Source organism: Candidatus Limnocylindrales bacterium (genome assembly GCA_035571835.1).
Taxonomy (GTDB): Bacteria; Desulfobacterota; Binatia; order UBA1149; family CAITLU01; genus DATNBU01.
Genome location: DATNBU010000043.1, coordinates 52486 through 74566 on the forward strand (window position 1 = coordinate 52486; position 22081 = coordinate 74566).

Annotated in this window: 22 protein-coding genes; 9 read left to right on the forward strand and 13 right to left on the reverse strand. The window is 65.7% G+C overall.

Annotated elements, in window-relative coordinates:
- The first annotated feature begins 92 nt into the window (after positions 1–92).
- Together VN634_20595 and VN634_20600 are read left to right on the forward strand one after the other, a co-directional pair.
- Positions 93–1103 (forward strand): pyridoxamine 5'-phosphate oxidase family protein, encoded by a 1011-nt coding sequence (locus VN634_20595; GenBank protein HXC53296.1) that lies wholly within the window; start codon positions 93–95, stop codon positions 1101–1103.
- Between the two features lie 109 nt (positions 1104–1212).
- Positions 1213–1935, forward strand: a complete 723-nt coding sequence (locus VN634_20600; protein ID HXC53297.1) for a hypothetical protein — start codon at positions 1213–1215, stop codon at positions 1933–1935.
- Positions 1936–2032: 97 nt separating this feature from the next.
- Here the strand turns inward: VN634_20600 and VN634_20605 are convergent, their stop codons facing one another.
- The 10 genes from VN634_20605 to VN634_20650 form a co-directional block, all read right to left on the reverse strand.
- The gene (locus VN634_20605; GenBank protein HXC53298.1) at positions 2033–2650 is read right to left on the reverse strand and encodes a DsbA family protein; all 618 of its coding nucleotides are present in this window, start codon (positions 2648–2650) and stop codon (positions 2033–2035) included.
- Positions 2650–3378, reverse strand: coding sequence for a DsbA family protein (locus VN634_20610; GenBank protein ID HXC53299.1), 729 nt, complete (start codon positions 3376–3378; stop codon positions 2650–2652). The genes VN634_20605 and VN634_20610 overlap by 1 nt, the downstream gene beginning before the upstream one ends.
- Positions 3379–3397: 19 nt before the next feature.
- A complete protein-coding gene (locus VN634_20615; GenBank protein ID HXC53300.1) occupies positions 3398–4465 on the reverse strand; it encodes an alpha-hydroxy acid oxidase in 1068 nt (355 codons plus the stop codon).
- A gap of 206 nt (positions 4466–4671) precedes the next feature.
- Entirely contained in the window at positions 4672–6045 is a 1374-nt protein-coding gene (locus tag VN634_20620) for a hypothetical protein (GenBank protein HXC53301.1), read from the reverse strand.
- Positions 6046–6547: 502 nt separating this feature from the next.
- A complete protein-coding gene (locus VN634_20625; GenBank protein HXC53302.1) occupies positions 6548–8434 on the reverse strand; it encodes an adenylate/guanylate cyclase domain-containing protein in 1887 nt (628 codons plus the stop codon).
- Positions 8431–8856 (reverse strand): VOC family protein, encoded by a 426-nt coding sequence (locus tag VN634_20630; protein ID HXC53303.1) that lies wholly within the window; start codon positions 8854–8856, stop codon positions 8431–8433. The genes VN634_20625 and VN634_20630 overlap by 4 nt, the downstream gene beginning before the upstream one ends.
- Positions 8857–9454: 598 nt before the next feature.
- Positions 9455–9946 (reverse strand): hypothetical protein, encoded by a 492-nt coding sequence (locus tag VN634_20635; protein ID HXC53304.1) that lies wholly within the window; start codon positions 9944–9946, stop codon positions 9455–9457.
- 224 nt (positions 9947–10170) lie between these two features.
- Complete coding sequence (locus tag VN634_20640; GenBank protein HXC53305.1) at positions 10171–11931, reverse strand: CocE/NonD family hydrolase; 1761 nt, start codon at positions 11929–11931, stop codon at positions 10171–10173.
- A gap of 34 nt (positions 11932–11965) precedes the next feature.
- A complete protein-coding gene (locus tag VN634_20645; protein ID HXC53306.1) occupies positions 11966–12205 on the reverse strand; it encodes a hypothetical protein in 240 nt (79 codons plus the stop codon).
- 1 nt (position 12206) lies between these two features.
- Positions 12207–13067, reverse strand: a complete 861-nt coding sequence (locus tag VN634_20650) for an oxidoreductase (protein ID HXC53307.1) — start codon at positions 13065–13067, stop codon at positions 12207–12209.
- 287 nt (positions 13068–13354) lie between these two features.
- On the opposite strand from VN634_20650, the gene VN634_20655 reads away from it, so the two are divergent.
- The 3 genes from VN634_20655 to VN634_20665 all read left to right on the forward strand — a co-directional run bounded on the left by VN634_20655 (position 13355) and on the right by VN634_20665 (position 15120).
- Positions 13355–13681 (forward strand): type II toxin-antitoxin system RelE/ParE family toxin, encoded by a 327-nt coding sequence (locus VN634_20655; protein ID HXC53308.1) that lies wholly within the window; start codon positions 13355–13357, stop codon positions 13679–13681.
- Positions 13668–13979 carry a hypothetical protein gene (locus VN634_20660; protein HXC53309.1) on the forward strand — a complete coding sequence of 104 codons (312 nt, stop codon included), beginning with the start codon at positions 13668–13670 and terminating at the stop codon, positions 13977–13979. The genes VN634_20655 and VN634_20660 overlap by 14 nt, the downstream gene beginning before the upstream one ends.
- A gap of 106 nt (positions 13980–14085) precedes the next feature.
- Positions 14086–15120: a hypothetical protein gene (locus VN634_20665; protein ID HXC53310.1), complete on the forward strand. Its 1035-nt coding sequence runs from the start codon at positions 14086–14088 to the stop codon at positions 15118–15120.
- Between the two features lie 18 nt (positions 15121–15138).
- On the opposite strand, the gene VN634_20670 is transcribed toward VN634_20665, so the two are convergent.
- Together VN634_20670 and VN634_20675 are read right to left on the reverse strand one after the other, a co-directional pair.
- Positions 15139–16158: a DUF2804 domain-containing protein gene (locus VN634_20670; GenBank protein ID HXC53311.1), complete on the reverse strand. Its 1020-nt coding sequence runs from the start codon at positions 16156–16158 to the stop codon at positions 15139–15141.
- On the reverse strand, positions 16155–17360 hold the full coding sequence (locus VN634_20675) for a pyridoxal phosphate-dependent aminotransferase family protein (GenBank protein ID HXC53312.1): 1206 nt from the start codon (positions 17358–17360) through the stop codon (positions 16155–16157). Before VN634_20675 ends, VN634_20670 begins: the two co-directional genes overlap by 4 nt.
- A 188-nt stretch (positions 17361–17548) precedes the next feature.
- Here VN634_20675 and VN634_20680 point away from each other — a divergent pair, with 188 nt between their 5' ends.
- Positions 17549–18025: an MgtC/SapB family protein gene (locus VN634_20680; GenBank protein HXC53313.1), complete on the forward strand. Its 477-nt coding sequence runs from the start codon at positions 17549–17551 to the stop codon at positions 18023–18025.
- Positions 18022–18831 (forward strand): haloacid dehalogenase type II, encoded by an 810-nt coding sequence (locus VN634_20685; GenBank protein HXC53314.1) that lies wholly within the window; start codon positions 18022–18024, stop codon positions 18829–18831. The genes VN634_20680 and VN634_20685 overlap by 4 nt, the downstream gene beginning before the upstream one ends.
- 25 nt (positions 18832–18856) lie before the next feature.
- Here the strand turns inward: VN634_20685 and VN634_20690 are convergent, their stop codons facing one another.
- Positions 18857–19696, reverse strand: coding sequence for a hypothetical protein (locus tag VN634_20690; GenBank protein ID HXC53315.1), 840 nt, complete (start codon positions 19694–19696; stop codon positions 18857–18859).
- Between the two features lie 153 nt (positions 19697–19849).
- On the opposite strand from VN634_20690, the gene VN634_20695 reads away from it, so the two are divergent.
- Positions 19850–20926, forward strand: coding sequence for a zinc-binding dehydrogenase (locus VN634_20695; protein ID HXC53316.1), 1077 nt, complete (start codon positions 19850–19852; stop codon positions 20924–20926).
- Between the two features lie 165 nt (positions 20927–21091).
- On the forward strand, positions 21092–22081 hold a 990-nt coding region (locus tag VN634_20700), incomplete at its 3' end, for a pentapeptide repeat-containing protein (protein ID HXC53317.1).

A 22081-nucleotide genomic window follows, 5' to 3' on the forward strand; every position in this document is an offset into this window, starting at 1 on the left:
CTATAGCATGGAAGGCGGGACTGTCATCTGGTCGCCTCGCCGGCGATGCCGCGGCGGCGCAATCACGAGGCAAACCGTCGTCATGAGGAACTATGTCGAATGCAGATGACCACGATCGGCGCACCCGGGCCGAACCGTTTCATGCCGGCGAGATGGCGGTGCACGAGCGCTACGGCATCCGCGAGCGCATCGAGGAGGTCGGCCGGGCGGTCATCCGCGACGCGATGCCGATGCAGCATCGCCAGTTCTTCGCCGTGCAGCCGATGCTGTTCGTCGGAAGCCTCGACGGCGCGCGCCGCCCGTGGGCATCCGTGCTGGCGGGGCCGCGCGGATTCATCGCGGCGCCCGACGCAACCACGCTGCGCGTGAATGCGCTCCCCGCGCCGGGCGATCCTCTGTCCGCCAATCTCGAAGTCGGGGCGCCGCTCGGATTTCTCGGGATCGAGTTCGCGACCCGCCGCCGCAACCGCCTGAACGGCACCGTCGAGGCGCTCGACGCAACAGGCTTCACCGTTCGCGTCGATCAGAGCTTCGGCAATTGCCCGCAGTACATCCAGGCTCGCGACGGTGTGTGGGCGGCCTCGCGGTCTGGCGAATCGCCTGCGGAAACGTTCGCGCACCGACTCCCGGATGACGCCTTGGCCATCGTCCGCCGCGCCGACACGCTGTTCATCGCATCGGCGGCCGCCGGCGCCGGCGGGACAAAACCTGCGGTCGGCGCCGACGGCGTCGACGTCTCCCATCGCGGCGGCAAGCCGGGCTTCGTGCGCGTGACCAGCGGCGAGGCCGGCGACGTGCTGACGCTGCCGGATTTTCGCGGCAACTTTCTGTTCAACACCGTCGGCAACCTGGTGAGCAATGCCGTCGCCGGAATCCTCGTGCTCGATTTCGCGTCCGGGGACCTGCTGCAACTGACCTGCACGGCCGAGGTCGTCTGGGACGGGCCCGAGGTGGAATCGTTTGCGGGTGCGCAGCGGCTCGTAAAGCTCACCGTCGATCAAGGAATCCATCGGCGCGCGGTGCTCGCGGGAAACTGGAGCGCACCCGAGTACGCGAGCCAGCTCGAGGCAACCGGCGACTGGGACGAAAGCACCAAGCGCTGAGCCGCGCGTCCGCGGCGCGGTGAAACCTGCCCGGGAAGCTTGTCCCAAGTCGCGCCGTATGGCACCTGTTTTCCATGACATCGCCGGGTATCCGGCAAAGGGGGGTTTCATGAAAAAATCGATCTTTTCGGTATTCGTCACGATGGTTGTATTCGCGATCCCCGCGGCCGCCGTTGCAGGCGGGAAGCCCGCCGGGGCGTCCTGCCACGTCCACAAAAGCTGCCGTAGCAACCTCTGTGTTCGGTTGCAGCCGAGCGACAAGTTCGGGGTCTGCTGCAGCCCGCAGGATTGCGCGGAACTGGGAGCGCAGTGCGGATTCATCGACAACGGATGCGGCACGGACATCCAGTGTGGCGACTGCAGCCCGGGCGACCAGTGCGTGAACAACCAGTGCGTGGCCGGGACGACCACCACCACGACGACGAGCACCACGACCTCGACGAGCAGCACGACGTCGACCACTTCGTCGACGACATCGACAACGATTGCCGGTGCGTGCCCGAGTGGTGGACAGCTCGTCGGCGGCTTCTGCTGGTATCTGAGTGCGGCCGGCGCCAGCTGCGACGCCACCTGTAGCGGCGTGGGGCTTGTCTACAACGACGCGACACGCACCTACGCGGGAAGCGACGGTGCGTCGTTCGCCGATTGCAACTCCGTGCTGGAAGCGCTCGGCACCGAGGGCACGCAGTACGGTGACGGAACTTGCCTCGATGGCATCGGCTGCTTCTGGCAGTCCTTTGGGATCGGGCGAGTGCGCTGCACGTCCCCGACGACGACCGGTTCGGCATACGATACCGAGGGCACTGCACTGCGCGCGTGCGCCTGCGACTGATGCAGAGAGGATGAAGGCGTAAAGAGCGGACTTCGCGCGGTACTGCATTGCGGTACCGCGCGAATCCGCCGGCTCGGGCGGTCTTCCGTAACGCGCCTTACTTCGTCGATTCGAGCGATCGCGGCTGCGTCGTCGCGAGCCATTCCACCATCGGCAGGTGCTGGCGGCCGATGAAAAGCTCGCCGCCGGCGAGATACGCCGGCACGTTCCAGACGCCTTCGGACGAAAGCTGCTCGCGGCTCGCGTCGAGCTCACGCGGTCCGTCACCGGTCACGTACGCGCGAAACCCGTCGGCATCGGGACCGAGGCACTTTTCGACGAAATCGACGTCGGCCTCGGCGTTCTCGCGCCAGATGCGGTCGAACACGCGCTCGACATATTCGCCGGCGCGTTCACGAGAGCGGCGGCGCAGCCACAGCAGGCCGAGCGACGCCGCGGTCGCGTCGGTGCTGCGGTGGGCATCATCGATTGCGAGGCCTCGCGACGCGGCATAGCGGCGCAGCTCGCTCGCGACATACTCTGCGCGCATGCGCAGGTGGCGTGCGCTGCGATCGTCGTTCGACACCGTCATGCGTGGCCGCGTGCTCGCGACTGCAGGAAACGGAAGCCATTCGAACATGGCGCCGAGCCGCGACTCGAGCGCACGCGTCGGAGCGACCGCGAGATAAGAAGCTGCGCAGTTGAAATCGATCGCGACGCGCACCGGTGACGTCATTACGCAGCGCTCGTTTCGCGCGGATAGACGATGTCGGGCGCGGGCCCCCGGCGGCCCTCGAGGATCCAGCCGATGCGCGGAAGATGCTCCCGGCCCCAGTAGTATTCGCCTTCGACCACGTAGCCCGGCACTCCGAATATTCCTGCGTCGAAGATCGCATGCTGCTCGGCGAGATACGCGGGGCGCGCCGCGTCGGCGTGCGCGGCAAATCCTGCGACGTCGGCCCCCGATTCGCCGAGGACGCGCTCGATCACCTCGAGCGACTCGGCATCGAGCTCGCGCTTCCAGAAGCTCTCGAACGTGCGGTCGAGAAAGCGCGCGAGGATGTCGTCGCCGTGCGCCTTAGCCCATTGCATGGCGATGCCTGCAAGCGTGGTGTCCCAGATCTTTACCGTGCCGCGCAGCGTGAGGCCGCGCATTTTCGCATAGCGGCGCGCGTCGCCGTAGGCGTACTTGACCCACGTCCACTGCGCGGCGCTGCGCTGGCTCTCGGCGACGTTGTCGCCCGAGTCGAGCCGCGCCGATCCCGCGAATGATGGAATGTCGAGCGAGAGCGGTCTCCAGTCCACGGCAATGCCGAGCCTGCGGGCAAGCGCGCGAGTCGGATCCTTTGCGAGGTAAGCGTACGGGCTCTTGAGGTCGACGTAGACGATCAGCGGGCGATCCGATCGCAGCGGATCGAAGCGACTCGCATCGGATGACGATTTCTGGTCCGCATTCTCGCGCAAGGTCCGTACCTCCGTTCTGTCAGACGACGAGGCTCCGCTCGAGCGCATCCGGATTCGCTGCGCCGCACAGTGCCATCGCGATGTCGCACTCGTCGCGCAGCATCGCGAGCATCCGTTTGACGCCGCGATGTCCACCGGCGGCGAGCGCCCAGACGACGGGACGCCCGACGGCAACGGCACGCGCGCCGAGCGCGATCGCCTTGATCACGTCGGTCCCGCGCCGCACGCCGCCGTCGAGATAGACCTCCGCGCGCCCGTCGACCGCGTCGACGACGCTCTCGAGCACGTCCATCGTGGCCGGCGCACCGTCGAGCTGGCGACCGCCGTGATTCGACACGAACACGCCGGCCGCGCCGTGCGCCACGGCCAGACGCGCATCATCGGCGTGCAGGATGCCCTTGAGCACGATCGGAAGAGACGTCATCGCGGCCAGCTCGGCAACGTCGTTCCAGTCGAGCGACGGATCGAGCAGGGATGTCACGTACGCCGCCAGGCCGGATTCGGGCGCGTCGGGAAACCGGTCGAGCCCGACCGCGGAAAAGTTCGCGAGCTTCATGCCCGGAGGCAGCGAAAACCCGCTGCGCACGTCGCGATAGCGCCGGCCCCAGACCTGGCCGTCCACCGTCAGCACGATCGCTTTCGCGCCGGACGCTTCGGCCCGCCGCACGAGCTCGGCCGTCAGCCCGCGATCCTTGTAGATGTACAGCTGGAACCAGCGCGGGCCGTCCGCTGCCGCCGAGATTTCCTCGATCGAAGCGGTCGCGAGCGTGCTCATGATCATGAGCGTTCCGGATTCGGCGGCGGCGCGCGCGGTGGCGAGCTCGCCGTCGTCGTGCGCGAGCCGCTGCATCGCGACCGGTGCGATCATCACCGGCATCGAGACGGGACAACCGAGCACGGTCGTCGAAAGCGTGCGGCCCGAAACGTCGCGCAGCACGCGGCCGAGAAGGCGCACGCGTCCGAACGCGTCGCGATTGTCGCGAAGCGTGACTTCGTCGCACGAGCCGCCGGCAAAATAATCGTACGCCGCGGCCGGCAGATGCTCGCGCGCAATGTCTTCGAAATCCTCGAGGCAGCAGGTCTTCACGCAGCGACAATTGAAGGAAGGCGAAAGCGGAAGCAAAGCACTGCGGCGGACAGCGAGACGGGTCGTTTCATTTCTGCTTTGCCGTTGGGGGCGGGGATGGTTTTTTGGCTCTTCGCGGGTTGGTGCTTCGAGGTCCTGAGCCGCGCGCAATCAGCCTGATTTCCGGGCCCCGACCAAGACCGCCTGCACGAACACCGGCGACGTCTTCACGGAGCGGCCGCCGTCCCCCGACATTCCCCGCGGAATGTTCGCGCATCCGAGAGATTGCCGCGACATTCCGCGCTTCGTGTATCCGAGAGATTGCCGCGACATTCCGCGCGGAATGTTCGTGCATCGGCGAGATTGCCGCGCTTCGCATCCATGAAGGCGCGGCCAAAGTCGAGGTCCGCCTGATACTGGTTGTGTGCTGCGCAGCGCAGCTCGATGTTCTCGGGCGTAGGAGGTCCGCCCATCGCGAAGGGGGCTCTGTGGTGGAACTCGATGTTGCTCGTCTCGCGGCAGCGACGCCCTCGTCCGTCTACGTAGCAGCAGCGACCCGAGTCCCGTCGCCATACTTCGCGCCGCACGGCCGCGGGGATCGTCCGGGATCGCTGTGCTCGCTGCGAAGCGGCAGTAGCGGCCGCGGGCGTTGTGCCGGGTCGACCGGTGCATTCCGCGTTCGTTGACGTGGTCGACCTCGGTCGATCGGCGCATATTTCTTTCGTCGGCGTCGTCGACCTCGGTCGATCGGTCGAGCCTGCCTTGCGCGCGAGCGTCCGGACGAGCAGCACGTCGATCGCACGACTGATGATCGCGGCCGCGTCGCGACCGGTCGACGAGCGGCCCAGCAGATCCTGCAGCGACCGAAGCTTGTCATGCGTGTCTTCGTCGACGGTGATCTCGATCTTGTAACGACGCGGGCTGAGCGGAACGATCGGCTTCGCAACTGTTGCCGGCTGCGCTGACCGGGGAGCGATCGCAGCGCCGACGACCTCGGATTCCGGCTCATTACTTGAGCAGCCGGCGGGTTCGCGGTCTGTCGAAGTGCGCCGATCGTCCGCACCGCCGGCCTCCTCGTGATCCGGCGAATCCCCGCCGGCCAACGTTGGCGCTGCCACCCCCGTCCCATCGCTCGCCGCGTCCGCACCGCGACGCCGCGGCATCGCCCGAACACGCGACGCCACATCCGCTCGCGGCGCCAGCTCGGCAACCAGCCGCTCGACCTCGCGCGAGCTCTTGTGCCTGGCGCGCTCGAGCACTCGCAGGTGGTTCTCGGTGGTCAGATGCCTCGCCAGCAGATGGATCGCGCTCAGATGCAGCTCGCCGCGTGCGACAAGGTCGAGGACGACCGGAAAGCGACGCGCCGTGCGCGCAGCCCAAAGCCGCTTGGCAGTCACCTGCTCCGACATGTGGAATCGCTCCATGCAGAAGCTGAACATGGAGGAGCAGGCATGTCTGGCCCAGAGCTTGCGCTCATCGATTTCGGCGATCGCGACGAGAAGCGCCGCAGTCGTACGACGATCGCGGGCGACGAGGCACTCGAAGTGATCGAGCAGTTCCTTTTCGGAGAGCTTTGCAATGCTGTCGAAGGATGTCGTCATGACGATCCTTGTAACACGGGTTTTTCAGGCGTCGTTCTCGGTAAGGACTCGACCGCGCAGAGACATGCGCCTGTCGCGACAAGCCGCAACGTCTGAGCGGCGCAACGCGCGAAGCCGCGAAAAAAGCAGAGCGCTCCGTTTCGATTCGCCATACGCGACGTCAAGCGGCGAAATATCGCGTCAAGCGAAATCGACACCGCGACGACGCTTCCATAACAAAAGTAGCATAGCGCGGCCGTGATCTGCGCCCGGGAGGACGCGACCAGATCAGTGCGCGAGGTCGACAAGACACCCTCGACCTTGCCGTCCCGCTGACGTCACCCGACGCCGCGCGCGTACTATCCGACAAACCCTCGGACCCGTCGCCGTCGCCTACCCCGGCGCAAGACACCGCTCACTCAGAGCGCTGATGCATCAGACGAAACCTGCGACACATTCCCCGCGGAATGTTCGTGCATCACGGACACCGCCGCGTCGGCCGCGCTGACGTGCGGTCGGCTGATCACGCCCCAGCAACCGTGCACACTTCGATCGCGGCCGTGCGGCCGCGCAGCTCCACGCTTCCGCACCAGTCGACGGCGATCTTCGCACCCGCCTGTTCAGCACGGTGCACGGCGTCGGCCGAGATCACGACGGCGCGCGAGCGCTCCTTAGCGACATCGAGAAGCCGCGACGTTACGTTGACGGCGTCCCCGACGACCGTGTAGTCGAAGCGGTCCTCCGCGCCGAGCGTGGCGGCAACGACCGGGCCGGCATGAACGGCGATCAACACGCGCACGGGTTCGCCTCCGGCCTGCACGCGCGTCGCGGCGAACGCATCCAGGTCGCTGCGCAGGCGGAGCGCGCATTCGATGGCGGCAGCGGCTGCGCGGCTGGAAGCCGGCGCATGATCAGCATTCGGCCCCGGAACGGAAACAGACGCAGGATCGCAAACCGACGCGCTCTCCGGTTCCGTCTCCGCCTCGAGGTCAAACAGCCCGAACACCGCGAGCATCGCGTCGCCGACGAACTTGTCGACGGTTCCGCCCGCGCGCTTTACGCCCGCGGACATGATGCGGAATAACTCGTTCAGAGTTTCCACGACTTCTTCGGGCGGACTCTTCTCGGCCATGCGCGTGAACGCTCGGACGTCGGCAAACAGCACCGCCACCTCGCGCCGCTCGCCGCGCGGCGAGACCTCGCCGGCCAGCAGCCGGTCGCGCACGGCCGGATCGACGATCCGGCCGAAAGTGGCGAGGATATGGCTCTTCTCGCGCATCGAGCGGGCAAGCTCGTTGACGCCCTCAGCAAGCGAGCCGAGCTCGTCGCGGGTGCGCACGGCCACGTGCACGTCGAGGTTTCCATCGCGGATCCCGGCGAGCGCGCGCGTCAGCTCGCCAAGAGGCACCGTCAGCGAGCGCGCGAACATCCACACGTAGCCTGCGCCGGTCAGGATGAAGAACACGAAGATCCGCCCTGCGTTGCGCTGCAGCAAATCCATGATTCCGGTGTCTGCAAGGTCGGCGACCGCGCGATCGTTACCGGCTGCAACCATGCGATCGTCGCCAGCTGCGCCGACGCGATCGCTGCCGGCTGCACCGACGCGCTCGCTGCCTGCTGCACCGACGCGCTCGCTGCCTGCTGCAACAACGCGATCCTTCGCCGCTGCAGCCGCGCGCTCCTTCGCCGCCGCATCCGCGCGCTCCTTCGCCGCGGCAACCACGCGATCGTTGGCCGCGGCAATCACGCCGAGCAGCGCAAACGCAGGAATGAATCCGAGCGCGAACGCGAGCACGACGAGTCGCGCGGTGACAGGAAGGAACGGCGCACGGCGAACGGCGCGAAGGCCGCCTTCGGGAAAGACCAGCGGCACGATGCGCTCGCGGAACACCCATTCCAGCATCAGGTACTGCGCCGTGGCCGCGACGAACCCGGAGAGCGCCGGCGTGATGACCTGCTCGGAGAGCATGTCGTCGGACCAGCGTCCGAAGCTCGTGATCGTGACGGCGACGAACGTCGCGATGCCGCCGATCCACGGCACGATCGTGATCGCCGAGAGCGCAAGCGGTGCACCGATCGCGCGCCGCTGCACGGCCGGTGACGGCTCGGCGTTTCCGAGGCCGTCGTCGTCGAGAAAGAACCGGATCAGCGGCAGCAGGTACGCAAGCGAAACTCCGGTGACGACCACGAACGCGACGATCACGTACGGCTGGTCGAACGGACGATGGACGAGGATGGCCTGCGTGGCCAGGTCGGAGGTGCCGCGCATGGCGCGACCAATGAGCCGCGCCAGGCCGGTCGCGACCAGGTGCGCGCCAACCGACAGCAGCGTGCCGGCAAGCAGCCAGAACAGGCCGGAGCTGCGGGCAGCCTTGCCCTCCGGCCCGCGCCCCCCGACGCTCCGTTTCAAGAGGCCGCCGCGCCGAGCAGTCCTTTGCCGGGCACGTGGTTCATCTCGAGCCGGATCCCGTCCGGATCCTCGAACAGGATCGAGTAGTAGCCGGGCGCCCACGGGCCGTCTTCGGGCGAGTGGACGATGGTGGCGCCGAGCTCGACGAGGAAGCGGTGCAGCTCGTCGACGTCGGCGCGCTCCCGGGCGCGAAAGCAGATGTGGTGGAGGCCGACCCGTTCCTGGACGAAACGTTCGCCGCTGTGAATCGGTTCGCACGACCGGATTCCGAACGCGGTCCGGCCGCCGACGCAGTAGTAGAAGCCGTCGGCGTCGAGCACCGGGCGCATGCCGAGGAACGGCAGCAGCCGCGAGTAGAACTCGCGGGACCGGGCGAAATCGCTGGAGGTGATGAAGGTGTGGGCGACGCCGTTGATTTCCATTGCCGTGCTTCATGCTCCGGTCCGTGCCGCGGGCGGCCGGGCCTTGTGTAGTGTGGCGTGCTGTTAACTCGGCCGCGCGATCCAGGCCAGCGGGCTAGCCCCCGCACAGTCTTCCGTCCGGCCGCAACGTGTGACGGCCGGCGCGGAACCCCGGGAAAGTCCGGGTTCCGACTCAGGGCTGCACTTTCAATCTTTCGTACGACGGCAGGCATACCTTAGGTCGACGGCATGTTGTCATTCTGATGACAGGGCCGCCCCGGGCTGAAAAAAATCGAAAGGAACCGGCGTTGACTGTTTCTTGCGGGAGCGCACGGGGCTATGCTCCGCCCGGTCATAACTGGAGAGCTTCTAAAAGCTCTCAGATCTACTCGCCGATCCATTGAGAGGTAGGATCGGCGGGGACAGCGGGCGGCGTCGTTTGTGTGCTCCAGGTCCGGAAAGCCGCCTCTCTGCGGCAGTCCGGACGAGGTTTTCCCCCGTGACCTCAGCAGACGGGACCTCCCCCCGTCGCGAACGGCGCCGCCTCAACCTCGATATTAAAAAACGGCCACCGCGGATGCGGTGGCCGTTTTTTTACAACAGCCTCAGCGCGTGGCGGCTACTTCGTCGTCTCGACGATGATCGTCGCTTGGTAGAGCAGGCACGAGGTGCCGAGGTCCGAGTTGAGCCGCACCTCTACCGTGGAACCTGGAGGTACGGCCGGACCGCCCAGCTTCTCTGAGGCGAGATAATACGACTTCGACAGTACGCGGTAGCCCGACGTCGAGCCCGAAAACTCGTAAGGCAGGCTGCCATCCTCCATGGTCTGGCCTCCGACGACTACCCGCGATGAGATCTTGTCGGTGCCGGAACACGCGACCTGGTAGTTGGCCGTGACTTTGAGAAAACTGGCCGAGCTCTTGTAGCCCGTCGGCACGGCGACCGAAACTGCAGTCGTCTCCGACGGATACGCAGCGATAACGGCGCCACCAACGGTTACTGCTGCGGTGGAAATCTTCTTTCCTACCTGGGCATGCACCGGCGTCGAAGACGCGGCTACCACCATCAGCGAAGCAACTCCCAGCATGATCTTTCGTATCGGTTTGTTCACTACGTGTTTCTCCCCGGGACCATTTCCTGGCTCCCGGGCGGGACGTTGAGCCGACCGTCACAGCCAGCGCAAGCGGCGCGGGTGACAATGGCCACGCGCACGTTCGAAATTTCGCCGGTCTGTCCGCAGAAGGCGCACGCAGCGGGCGCGCCTTCCCATGTAACCGATTCCTGCGACGTGCTGCGGCGGATGCGACGTCGGCGCGCGCAGCCCGCCGGCCGCGATCAGCGCGGAATCACCGGCACGAGCAGGTGCGAGTCGCATTCGCCGCCGAGATGAAGACGATGGACGCCGCGGTTGCAGTCGACGCGCTTCCGGTACGGCGGCGACGGTATGATTTCGTCGGCCGCGACGATCAGCACGATCGACTCGCCTCGATCGAAAAACGTGCTGCTCGCGTAGAGCGCAATGTCGACGGAAACGCGCTCATGCGGCGCGAGCGGAAGATGCGATGTACCACGAAGCACCGGCTGCCAGTCGGTGGACGCTTCGGCATCGAGCTCGCGGCGTGAGGCTCGGCAGAAGCCGCGCGTGACCATGTCGCGGTCATTGCCGACCGATCCGCGAAACCGAACCGACCTGCCCGACGCGTCGAGCTTGTCGATCGCGACGAAGATCGCCATATCGTCGGGCGGAGCTTCGCCGCCGGCGCCTCGCGCTTCGACCCACAGATGCAGCTTCATCGGACCGGTGAGCTCGGTCGGTTCGTCGAATCGATACGTGAACGTCGAGCGGCCGCCGCGCGCCGGGTGCTCCGCGACCGACGCGCCGTCGGCCGGCACGCTCGAAAGCCGCGTGCCGTCGAGCCACAGTTTCGTGAACACGGTTCGTGCGAGCGGCCACTCGCGTTCGTCGCGCACTTCGTGGATCACGTCGCGGCTGGAGCGCACTTCGAGCCGCACGGGTGCGCGCTCGAGAAACCCGTTCGACGAGTCGCCTTTGAGAAAACAGTCCATGAACTGTTTTACGAGCTGCTCGACTTCGTCCGAGTAGAAGGCGTCCCATTTGCCGGTGCGGTGCGTGTAGACCCATTTGTGCGTGGACCTCGCCTCGACGAACGCGCGAAACGACCCGGTCGTGTGCAGGCCGTGATCCGAGAACGACGCGCACACCAGCATCGGAACGTCGATCTCCGCGAGCGGCGCAGCCTTTTCGCGCCAGAAATTGTCGTAGAACGGATGCTGGTTGAACAGCTCGTACGGCGTGCCGCCGTTGTGCCGTGCGAAGTCGGCAGTCGAGCCGGTCAGCGCCGGAAGCACTTCGGTGAACCACCAGAACGGAGCGAAGCCGTCGTCATCGATGCCGCCCGGGCACGACTGCTCGCGGTACATATCGGCAAGGCCTTCCCACGGCGCGATGCACTTGAGCGACGCCGGCGGCCCGCCGTAATGACGGCACGCGGCCACGTGATACTGCGTGATCGCAAGAAAGCTGACGCCGAGCAGGCCGACCGCTCCGGTCGACCAGGGCTGCGCGGCAACCCATTCGATCGCGTCGTAGTAGCTCTTGGCCTGCTCGACCGAGAACAGTCCCGGAGCCCCGCCGCTTCCGCCGTATCCGGGAAGATTCAGGTTGACGACCGCATAGCCGGCGGCGACCCAGAAGTTCGGATCCGGCGCTTCCCAGCTCGTGATCGTCGAAAAGCGTGGACGCCCGACCTGAGGGATCATCCGGTACTGCTGCGGCGGCCCGCCGAGCGGCGTGCGGCCGAGCGCCGGCAGCAGATGGTTGTCGTAGGGATGCGCGCACATCACCACGGGCACGCGGCTGCCTTCGGCCGATGCCTTGCGCGAACGAAAGATGCTGGCGTTGAGCTCGAAGCCTTCGGGCATCGGAATGCGGACGTCGTATTCGCAGAGGACGTCGGGATCCGGCGGCACGAGCTCGCACTGCGGTCGCAGCAGCTGTCCTGACGCGATCGCCCGGCGGACGATCGGCCACGCCGCGCGCGCGGCGAGCAGCAGGATCGAGAGCGAGTCGTTCACGTCTGGCTGCTCGTACTCAGCGCCCCCCGCTCGCTCAAACCGGGAAGAACTCCGCTCCCGGTTCTCCGGTCAGTATCGCGCGAAGAAAGAACCCGGCGCTGGCCAGAAAAACCAGCCCGAGAATGCGCGTCTTCGCAACGTCCCACGACGTGACCGGCCGGCCGGCTTCGTCGTCGTCGCGGTTGCGCGCAATGACGGCCCTCGGCTGCACGATCATCGCGGCGCCGAGCACGCCCATGGCCGCCGGAACGACGAGGATCAGCAGCGGTTCCAAGTCAGGACGCGCGGCCGGGGCTCGGGAACTGCGTGCGGAGGAATGCATCGAAGCCGCGATCGCTCAGCAGCCGGCGCAGTCCGACGAACACGTGCGCTCCGGCGGTGATGAGGTAGCGCGTCTTCGGTTTCGAGGCGTCGATCGCCTGCTGGATCACCTTGGCGACCACGTCGGCGTCGACGGCGATCATGTCGAGCTTGCCGTCGTTGATGTCTTTCAGGCTCGACGCGAGCTTGTTGTTGAAGTTTTCGTACGGGGAGCCGGGTGCGGCCGCCGCGCTCGCCTTGTCCATCGCCGTAGTCGCGAACTCGGTCTTGATGATTCCGGGTTCGATCAGCACCACGTCGATCCCGAAACCGGCCACTTCGAACCGCAGCGCATCGCTCAGTGCTTCGACCGCATATTTGGTCGCATGATAGAAGCCCCCGCCCGGCAGCGTCATGCGGCCGCCCATCGAGCTGATGTTGATGATGCGGCCGGACCTCTGCCCGCGCATGCGGGGAAGCACGAGCTGGATCATGCGCGCGAGCCCGAAGACGTTGGTCTCGAACTGGCGCCGCACTTCGCTCATCGGCACTTCCTCGATTGCGCCGTCGCTGCCGTAGCCCGCGTTGTTGATCAGAACGCCCACGGCACCCTCCGCCTGCTCCACGGCGGTGACCGCGTTCTTCATCGAATCCTCGTCGCAGACGTCGAGCGCCAGCGTCTTGCATCCGGCAGCTTCGAGATCGCGGATGGATTCGAGGCGGCGCGCGGTTGCGTAAACGGTCTTTCCCGCTTTCGCGAGACGCAGCGCGGTTGCGCGGCCGATACCGGTCGAGCATCCGGTGATGAGGATGGCCTTTGACGGAGTGGATGGCATGGCGTGCTCCTCTGGTCAGCGCCACTGCGCGGCGCCGAGCGGCTTTGGAAATGCTGACTGCGCGGCGGCCAGTCAAGCCGGAGCGCGACGACGCGGCTTAACTTCCAGAGATCATGCCATCCGTGGTCTTGCGACGACGCGACCGACTGAGCCTGGATGCGCGAGAGGCGCTTTCCGCGAATGCTTTGTCACGGCCGCACTTCTTTCCGCTCATCCACCTGCACCTGCATGTACGGCGTTGACATAAGTACCAAATACGATAATTTTGAAATGTCCGTTCATTTGCCGTGAAGGTCGTCGAGTACCTCGCGGAAGATGATCGCAGCCCATTCCGCGAATGGCTGGACGGCCTTGATCGTGCAGCGAGAGCACGCGTGCAGGTGCGGATCTGGCGGTTCCAGTCCGGCAACTTCGGCGACCACAAGTCAGTGGGCGGTGGAGTTTGGGAAGCGCGATTGATGTTCGGGCCCGGCTACCGTGTCTACTTCGGCAAGGTGCGTGAGGCCGTCGTCGTGCTGCTCGGAGCAGGCAAGCGATCGCAGAGGCGCGATATCCGTCGCGCGCAACGGTTCTGGCGGGCGTATCTGGAGGAAGTCTCGGATGACCCGACGTAGTCGCGATTGGGAGGAAGGACTGGCGTCCGATCTTCAGGATGCGGCGTTCGCCCGCGAATTCCTGCTCGCCGCTGTAGAGGAAGGCGTGTCGCTTCAGGCCGCGCTCGGCAAAGTGATACGGGCGATGGGCGTCAAGGAATTCGCTGCCAAAGTGCGCATGCCAAGCCCGAACGTACTTCGCGCAATCCACGCTCGCCACAATCCGACGCAGGCGACGTTGAACCGATTGCTGCGGCCCTTCGGATTGAAACTCTCACTTGCTCCACTGCACTCGTCGCGAAAGCGAAGCGCTGCCTGATGTCGCGGAAGGGGATCCCGGGGCGGAATTGGGTGGGTGCGCAGCGGTGCGCATGCTGCTAATCTCCGCCGCACTCGTGACCTGAGCATTGCAAGGAGCCATCCCCGTGGGTCAACCAGCCTTTGACGAAAGCCGCCGCTACCGCAACTGGTACGCATCGTTCGATCCGCTGCTCAGCCTCGACGAAGCCAACGATCTCGTCGACCTCTGCCATCGCCACGGCAGCTACAAGATGTACTCCGAAGAGCCGACGTTCGAAGGGCTCGGCCACGGTTTTCCGGCGCGTTACGATGCCGCGCGCAACTTCGTGCAGACCGGTGGACGCTTCGGACGCAGCGAGCCTGTTCAGGTGCTCGCCGCGCGCACCAACTACTTCCGCGAGACGTATGCTTACGGTGAAGAAATCGTCGCCTCCGGCATCGAGCCGTATCTGCATCATGAGGGTTTCATGGAAGCCGCGCGCCGACTGTTCGATCGTCCGGTCGTCGTGCCGGCGATCGTATATGCGAATCTGCTGGTGCCCGGTCAGGAGCTCGCGGTCCACACCGACGTTCCGGAGTTCCGCGGCGTCAGCCGGAGGAGCCATCCGCAGTGGCTGATCGTCGCGATGCACCACAGCGGCCTTTTCGACGAGTACCGGATGCCGATCGCAACGGCCGTCGCGTGGTATCACGACTGCGGCGGCGGCGAGTTCGCATTCTATCCCGACGGTGCCGATGCGCCGCCGGTTGCGCACCTCGTGCGCTTCAATACCGCACTGATGATGGACACCGACAGCGTGTTTCACGGCGTCGACCGCGTCCGCGAGACGTCGGCGCCGGTGAGCGATCTGCGACCGGGAATGCGCCTGACGCACGCCGGCGACCGGAAATGGGTCGTTCGCAACGGCGATCGCGAGGTCACGAGCTACGACTGGAACGAGCTTCGCTTCTCGGTCTCATGGAAGGCGTACTGCTTCGAGAGCGAGGCCGAACGTCGTGCATGGAGCGAGCACACCGACGACCTGTCGGTCGAGTTCGTCGTCGGCCGCATGCTCGCCGACCTCCGTGCGCGCGGCCTCTTCGAGGGCGAGCGTCCGCTCGATGCATCGCTCGTCGAGCTGCTGATCGATTCGTATATCCGGTTTCCGAAGCCGGAGTGATGATTCGCAAGGGGACGTCTACCAGAGCGCGTGATGCTCCTCGGCCCAGCCGAACAGGTATGGGATCTCGATGGTCTCGCCGGTCTCGCCGCGCACGGTGCCCGACCAGATCCCGAAGACCTGGTGCACCCGCGACCGCACGAGAACGGCGTCGGTCAGCTTCTGCCGCTCGACGATCGGCTCGAACAGCAGGTCGACGTCGCCGCTGAGCGGCGCGCGCACGCGCCACTGCTCGAGAAAGTTGAGCTCGTTGTACGACCACTCGAGATCCTCATGGATCTTGATGAGCCGCCCGTTGACGAACACGGCGTTCTCGGTCGTTCCCGTGCCGTCGGTCCACTTGCCGCCCAGGTTGATGCCGATGTTGGCCTCGTCGACGTAGCCGGATGCAGCGCCCCAGTTCCACGAGGTCCGCCGCGGCCACACGCCGCGCCCGAAATCGAAAGTCGCGAACGCATCGATGCCTTCGAACGGAATCTCGTTGCGCCCGATGCGCACGCGCCCCGCCATCGGCACGGCGACGTGCTTCGACGTGTACTGGAAATGCTGGTGGTCGATCGGCACGGCAACGCCGAGCGTCTCGAAATCCTCCGGATAGATGACCCGCACGGCCGCCGACAGCCGGTCGCCGCCGTCGAACCGGTCGCACGTGATCAGGATCGAGAAGGCATCCTCGTCCTGCTCGCGCGCCTGCGAGAACGTCAGCCGCCTGCTGCGGAACAGCGCGGGCGAATCGACGGTCTCGCCGAACGTGGCACCGCGACCGAACGGCGCGACCACGTTCTGCTCGATGACGGCCTTCCGCCGCAGGTCGACCAGATACACGAACGCATTGGCGGCGTAGTCGAGATCGGCAATTCCGGCAGCAAAAAAGAAGCGCTCGGTCTGGATCGCCCAGTAATTCCAGCGTTTCTTGCGAAACCGGTTACCGGAAAGATTGCAGCGGTGCAGCGGCCGCCGGCTCCAGCCGACGGCATCGGGATTGAGACTTCCGGAGCCGGTGCACAGATCCACCGGCGCGCTGATCTCGCCGTTCACGCGATACGTTTGGCCCGTGACGGCAGCACGCCGTGGCGGCGACCGACCTTCTCCAGCGCGACGAGCGCCTGGTCGAGATGCTCGCGCGTGTGCGTGGCCATGTACGACGTGCGGATCATCGCGTGCCCTTCGGCAACGGCGGGCGAGACGACGGGATTGGCGAACACGCCCTCGTCGTGAAGATCGACGACCATGCGATACGCAGTGAAGTCCTCGCCGACCATGATCGGAATCACCGGGGAGGCGGCCTCACCGGTATCGAAGCCGAGGTCGTCGAGCGCGGCCTTCATGTAATGCGTGTTCTCCCACAGCCGCGCGCGGCGCTCCGGCTCGCGCACGACGATCTCGAGCGCCTTCAGCACGGCGGCGGCGCTGGCAGGCGGCATCGACGCGGCAAAGATCTGCGACCGCGCGGTGTGGCGGATGAAGTCGACGACGTACGCATCGCCGGCAACGAACCCGCCGACGCATGCAAGCGACTTCGAGAACGTCCCCATCACGAGATCGACCTCGTGCTCGAGACCGAAATGCTCACCGGTGCCGCGCCCGTGCTCGCCGAGCACGCCGACGCCGTGGGCATCGTCGACCATCAGGCGCGCGTTGTAGCGCTTCTTCACGTCGACGATCGCCGGAAGCGGCGCGAGGTCGCCTTCCATCGAATACACGCCGTCGATCACGATCAGCCGCCCGCGATCTTCCGGCGAGAGCCGCAGCTTCTCTTCGAGATCGGCGGCGTCGTTGTGGCGGAACTTGACCTGCTTGGCGAGACCGAGCCGCGCGCCGTCGATGATGCACGCATGGTCGAGGCTGTCGAGGAACACGGTGTCGTGGCGTCCGAGCAGCGAAGACAGAACGCCGAGGTTTACCTGGAAACCGGTCGTGAAGATCAGCGCGGCCTCGCACTGCATGAAATGCGCGAGGCGCTCTTCGAGCTCGGCGTGAACCGTGAGCGATCCGTTGAGAAGCGGCGAGCCCGCACACCCGGTGCCGAACTTTTCGATGGCGGCGACGGCGGCGGCTTTGACTTCGGGGTGGCTGGCCAGGCCCAGGTAGTTGTTCGAGCCCAGCATGATGAGCGGCTTGCCGTCGATGGTGACGACGGGATCCTGCTGTGAGCTGATGCGGCGGAAGTAGCGGTAAACTCCCTCGTCCCGGAGGGAGTTGGCCCGCGTGTAATCATGGCATTTCTGGAATACGTCCACTCTTGTCGTCTCCCCGGTGACGTCCCGCGGCCACCTTCCTCGCCCACCTCAACTGCCTCTGGACTATACGCGAAGCCGCCATAGTTCCGTGAACCGGCGCGATGTGCAACGTCGCGGTGCGTCACGCCCTCGGGGCGGCAACCCTCCTCCGCTCGTACGGTATGGAGCCTCGGCTATCCTCGGAATCGATGTCTTCGCCGTATCCCGTGAGCGTAAGCGACGTCGCGCTGCGCCTGGTTGCCGCAGTTGTCATCGGGATGATCATCGGTTTCGACCGCGAGTGGCGCGGCAAGCAGGTCGGCGTGCGCACGCTCGCGCTCGTCTCTCTCGGCTCGGCGCTCGTTTGTCTTTCGACCGTCGGGCTCGCCGTACTGGACGGCAAACCGGATGCAACCAGCCGCGTCGTGCAGGGCGTGATTCAAGGCGTGATGACCGGAATCGGTTTTCTCGGCGCCGGCGCGGTGATCCGTCAGCCGGAGCACGGTGATGTGCATGGGCTGACTACGGCGGCAACGGTGTGGGTTACCGCTGCGCTCGGGATCGCGTGCGCGCTCGCGACCTGGGAGATCGTCACGCTCGGAGTCGGTCTGACGCTCGTCGTGCTGGTCGTGCTGCATCCGATCGACGGCTGGTTCGACCGCCGCCGCAAACAGTCCGCTCCGTGAGCTCGTTCCTCGATACGTTCCCGATCAAGCCCGAGCCGAACCGCTCGCCGAAGCGCGGCGAGACGCCGGTCCGCGCGTTCCTGTTCGACACGTACGGCACGGTCTGCGATTTCTACGGCCCTCTCAAAGCCGCCTTCGAACGCGTTGCGCTCGAGAAGGGCGTTCGCTGCGATGCCGGGCGCCTCGCGATCGAGTGGCGCAACGCGTACGCGCGCTCGACGTTTCTCGCGGCGGGCTTCGGCATGCCGTTCCGTCCGCTCAAAGAGATCCACCGCGAAAATCTCGCGGCGCTCGTTGCCGAGCATTTCCCGGCGCCGCTCGCCGGCGACGAGCTCGACAAGCTCACGCTCGCATGGAACCGCCTCGATCCGTGGCCGGACGTGCTCGAAGGCCTGCGCGAGCTGAGAAGGCTCGCGATCATCGCACCGCTGTCCAACGGCAACTTCGACGACATGGTGGCGCTCGCGCGCCATGCGTCGCTGCCGTGGGACATCATCCTCGGCTCGTCGGTCGCGCGCGCGTACAAGCCGCACCCGGATATCTATTTGAAGTCGGTCGAAGCGCTCTGCCTCGCGCCCGCGGAAGTCTGCATGGTCGCAGCCCACCAGGTGGACCTTCTGTATGCGGCCGGCCACGGGATGCAGACGGCGTTCGTGATCCGCCGCGAGGAATTCGGAGGGCCGATCAAGGAATCGGGCTCGGACGATCTTTCGGCGGCCGAGGTCGAGGTCGAGGGCGAATGGACGTACGTGGCGGAAAGCTTCGTAGATCTTGCCGCGCAGTGCAGGGGTCTGCAGGAAGCATAGCCCTGCACTGCGCGGACGCATCACCTCACGGCTGGCAGATGTTCGCGGTGCAGTTGTTGCTGTTGCAGTCCGAACCGTGGTCGCACCCCTGGCCGTTGTTGCACGGGGTACCACACTCGAACCCGCCGCAATCGACATCGGTTTCGTCTCCGTCTTCGAGCCCGTCGCCACAATGCGACTGGCAAGCGCCGCCCAGGCAGACGAGCCCCATCGATGCAGCGCAGTCGTTGTTGCTCAGGCAGTTCGAACCCGGCGGACAGTCGTCGCAGATCGAGCCGCCGCAGTCTATGTCGGTTTCGTCCTGGTTGAGCAGGTTGTCGAAGCAACTCGCGACGCACACGCCGCCCGAGCAGGATTGCGACTGGCAGTCGCCATTGACGCCACAACTGTCGCCTTCGCCGCACGCGGTGCAGAGACTGCCGCCGCAATCGGTGTCCGACTCGCCCTGGTTCTGGATGTTGTCGTTGCACGTCGCCGGAATCTCGCCGATGGCGGCCTGCGCCTGGCACGCTCCGCCGACGGGCGTCACGCCGGTGCCGGTAACTTTCAGATAGAAATGTCCCGACGCCGTGACGCCGGTAATCGTGTTGCGGATCTCGGCAGTCTTCGGCGGCGGCGTCGTCGCACCCGACGGCTTGAAGCGCTTGAGCCCGAGCACCGCGAGATCTTCGACGAGGTTGAGCTGACTGTCGATCAGCGTCGAGCACGACGAGTCCGAGTAGAGACTGAACGTGAGCGTGGTGCCGGCGATGGCGTTCTTGAGCGCGCGTCCGTCGACGAGGTACGAGACGGGGATATCGGCGGCCGACGCAGTCAGCGGCAACGTCAGCAGTGTGAAGACTGCGGCAGCATGTTTGATGTTCATCGGGAGTCCCTCCGGTTGCGTCGCGGAATGCGCACCGCGAAAGCGCGGCGCAGTATCGGACAGCGGCGTGGCCGGCGTCAACAGGTTGAACGAGCAGTAAGGACGGCGAGCGCGACCATTGATGTGCCGCCGACGTCGTGCAAGACGTGTCCGATGAAAGCCGTCGTCCGTCGCTCGACGCGTCTCGTCCTCGATGATGTTCCCGATCCGGTTCCGCTGCCGGGCACTGTTCTCACGAAAACTCTCGCGTGCGGGATCTGCGGCTCGGATCTTCACGCGCTCATGCACATGGACCGCATGGTCGAGGGCTCGGCGCGTTCCGGTTCACCGTTCCGCGTCGATCCCACGCGCGACGTGGTGATGGGACACGAGTTCGCGGCCGAGGTCCTGGAATACGGCGCCGGTTCGGCGCGGCCGTTCCCGACCGGAACGCGCGTCTGCGCAATGCCGGTCACGCTCGGTGCATCCGGCATCGCCACGGTCGGCTACTCGAACGAATTCCCCGGCGGTTACGGCGAGCGCATGCTCCTCCAGGAGATGCTGCTGCTGCCCATTCCCAACGGCCTTGTTTCGCATCATGCGGCGCTGACCGAGCCGATGGCGGTCGGCGTGCACGCGGTCGCGATGGCGCAGCTCGCGCCGGACGACGTGCCGCTCGTGATCGGCTGCGGACCGATCGGGCTTGCCGTCATCGCGGCGCTGAGGCTTGCGGGCGCGTCGCCGATCGTTGCGTCGGATTTTTCACCGGCGCGGCGTGCGCTCGCGCTTCGCATGGGCGCCGACGTCGTCGTCGACCCCGCGACCGATTCGCCGTGGACGCGCTGGCAGGATCTCGCGAATCCTCACGGAGTCGACCCGAACGACGCAATGACGATCATCGGCCTCGGCCCGCAGCTGCGTCCGGGCGTCGTCTTCGAGTGCGTCGGCATACCGGGCGTGATCGCCGAGATCTTCGAGAAGGCGATGCGGAAGACGCGCATCGTCGTCGTCGGCGTCTGCATGGAGAAGGATCACATCGAGCCGATGCTCGGCATCAACAAGGAGCTCGCGATGCAGTTCGTGATCGCGTACGCGCCGGAAGAGTTCGCGGCGACGCTCTCTCACATCGCCGAAGGTCGCATCGACGTGGCGCCGCTCGTTACGGGCCGGATCGGGCTCGACGGCGTTGCGCAGGCGTTCGAGGAGCTCAGGAACCCGGAGCGCCATGCAAAGGTGATCGTCGAGCCCTGACGGTGCCGGTCCGGATTTCGCATTGAGTACTCGAAGGGCGGCATGGTAGAACGCCGCGTTCGCTGTGGGGGCGAGCAGGAGGGCCGGGTCGTGAACAAGCTCATTCTTTCGGTCGCTGCCGCGGCTGGCGTTCTGCTTGCTGCCGGCGATACTCCGTCGCAAGCCGTGCTGGCCAACGGCTGCAGCGTCGCCAAGGTGCGTGCCACCACGAAGAATTTCTCCTGCCGGATTCGCGAGCACGGAAAAGTGCTGCGCGGCAAGGACGCGGACTTCAACCGATGCGATGAAAAGCTCGTCGCGGCCTTCACGAAGGCCGAGACGACGAGTAGCTGCCCTTCAACAGGAGACTCCGCGACGGCAATCCTTCTTGCCGCCAATGCGGCGTCGGGGGTCTTCGACGATCTCGATGCGTCGTCGGCTGCCGAAGATGAGATCGCATGTGTGCTCGCGAAAGCGAGAGCGGCCACGGTTTATGCAAAGTGCCAGTCGGCTGCGCTCGGCAAGCGACTTGCCAACCTCTATCTCGGAATCAAGCTGGACTTCGATGCGTGCCGGAATGCGCTAGATGCTGCATTCGTCGCTGCAGAGGATCACGGTCCGTGTGCAACGATTGGCGATTCGGTGGTTGTCGAAAACACGGCGGGTGCCGGTTACGGATTCCTGCCGAACGTCGACTGGCACAGCAATGTCTCTTGGAATTACTTGTACCCCGCCCATGCTGCGCTGCCCAACGCATACCTCGTCGGCAACAACATCAGCTACGGACTGTTCCCCGCGGCCAATCTTTCCGGTGCCGATCTGACTGATTCGAATCTATCCAGGACGGTTTGGTCCGAGGCGGACTTGTCGGGCGCCAATCTGACGGGCGTGGATTTTTCCCGTTCCACTCTGGACTCGGGAACGAACGTCGAAGGCGCGAAGCTTGGCACGGCGAATCTGACCGATGTGCGTGCGTGGGATCTGGTCGGTTGCCCTGCAACACTTCCGACGACGTGGCAGTGCCGGGAACATCTTCTGGCCGGACCGACCGCACGTCTCAGTGGGGGCATCTTCAGCGCTTTTGACTTGTCCGGAACCGACCTGACCGATGCGTATGTGCCGTCCGCGCAGTTTATCGGGGCCAACCTTGCAGAAATCACGCTGGCCGGAGCGGAT

Bases quoted from the DNA above. Each gene is read 5' to 3' on its own strand.
- VN634_20595 (HXC53296.1), top strand. From the start codon at position 93: ATGTCGAATGCAGATGACCACGATCGGCGCACCCGGGCCGAACCGTTT.
- VN634_20600 (HXC53297.1), top strand. From the start codon at position 1,213: ATGAAAAAATCGATCTTTTCGGTATTCGTCACGATGGTTGTATTCGCG.
- VN634_20605 (HXC53298.1), bottom strand. From the start codon at position 2,650: ATGACGTCACCGGTGCGCGTCGCGATCGATTTCAACTGCGCAGCTTCT.
- VN634_20620 (HXC53301.1), bottom strand. From the start codon at position 6,045: ATGACGACATCCTTCGACAGCATTGCAAAGCTCTCCGAAAAGGAACTG.
- VN634_20630 (HXC53303.1), bottom strand. From the start codon at position 8,856: ATGGAAATCAACGGCGTCGCCCACACCTTCATCACCTCCAGCGATTTC.
- VN634_20650 (HXC53307.1), bottom strand. From the start codon at position 13,067: ATGCCATCCACTCCGTCAAAGGCCATCCTCATCACCGGATGCTCGACC.
- VN634_20660 (HXC53309.1), top strand. From the start codon at position 13,668: ATGACCCGACGTAGTCGCGATTGGGAGGAAGGACTGGCGTCCGATCTT.
- VN634_20680 (HXC53313.1), top strand. From the start codon at position 17,549: ATGTCTTCGCCGTATCCCGTGAGCGTAAGCGACGTCGCGCTGCGCCTG.
- VN634_20690 (HXC53315.1), bottom strand. From the start codon at position 19,696: ATGAACATCAAACATGCTGCCGCAGTCTTCACACTGCTGACGTTGCCG.
- VN634_20695 (HXC53316.1), top strand. From the start codon at position 19,850: ATGAAAGCCGTCGTCCGTCGCTCGACGCGTCTCGTCCTCGATGATGTT.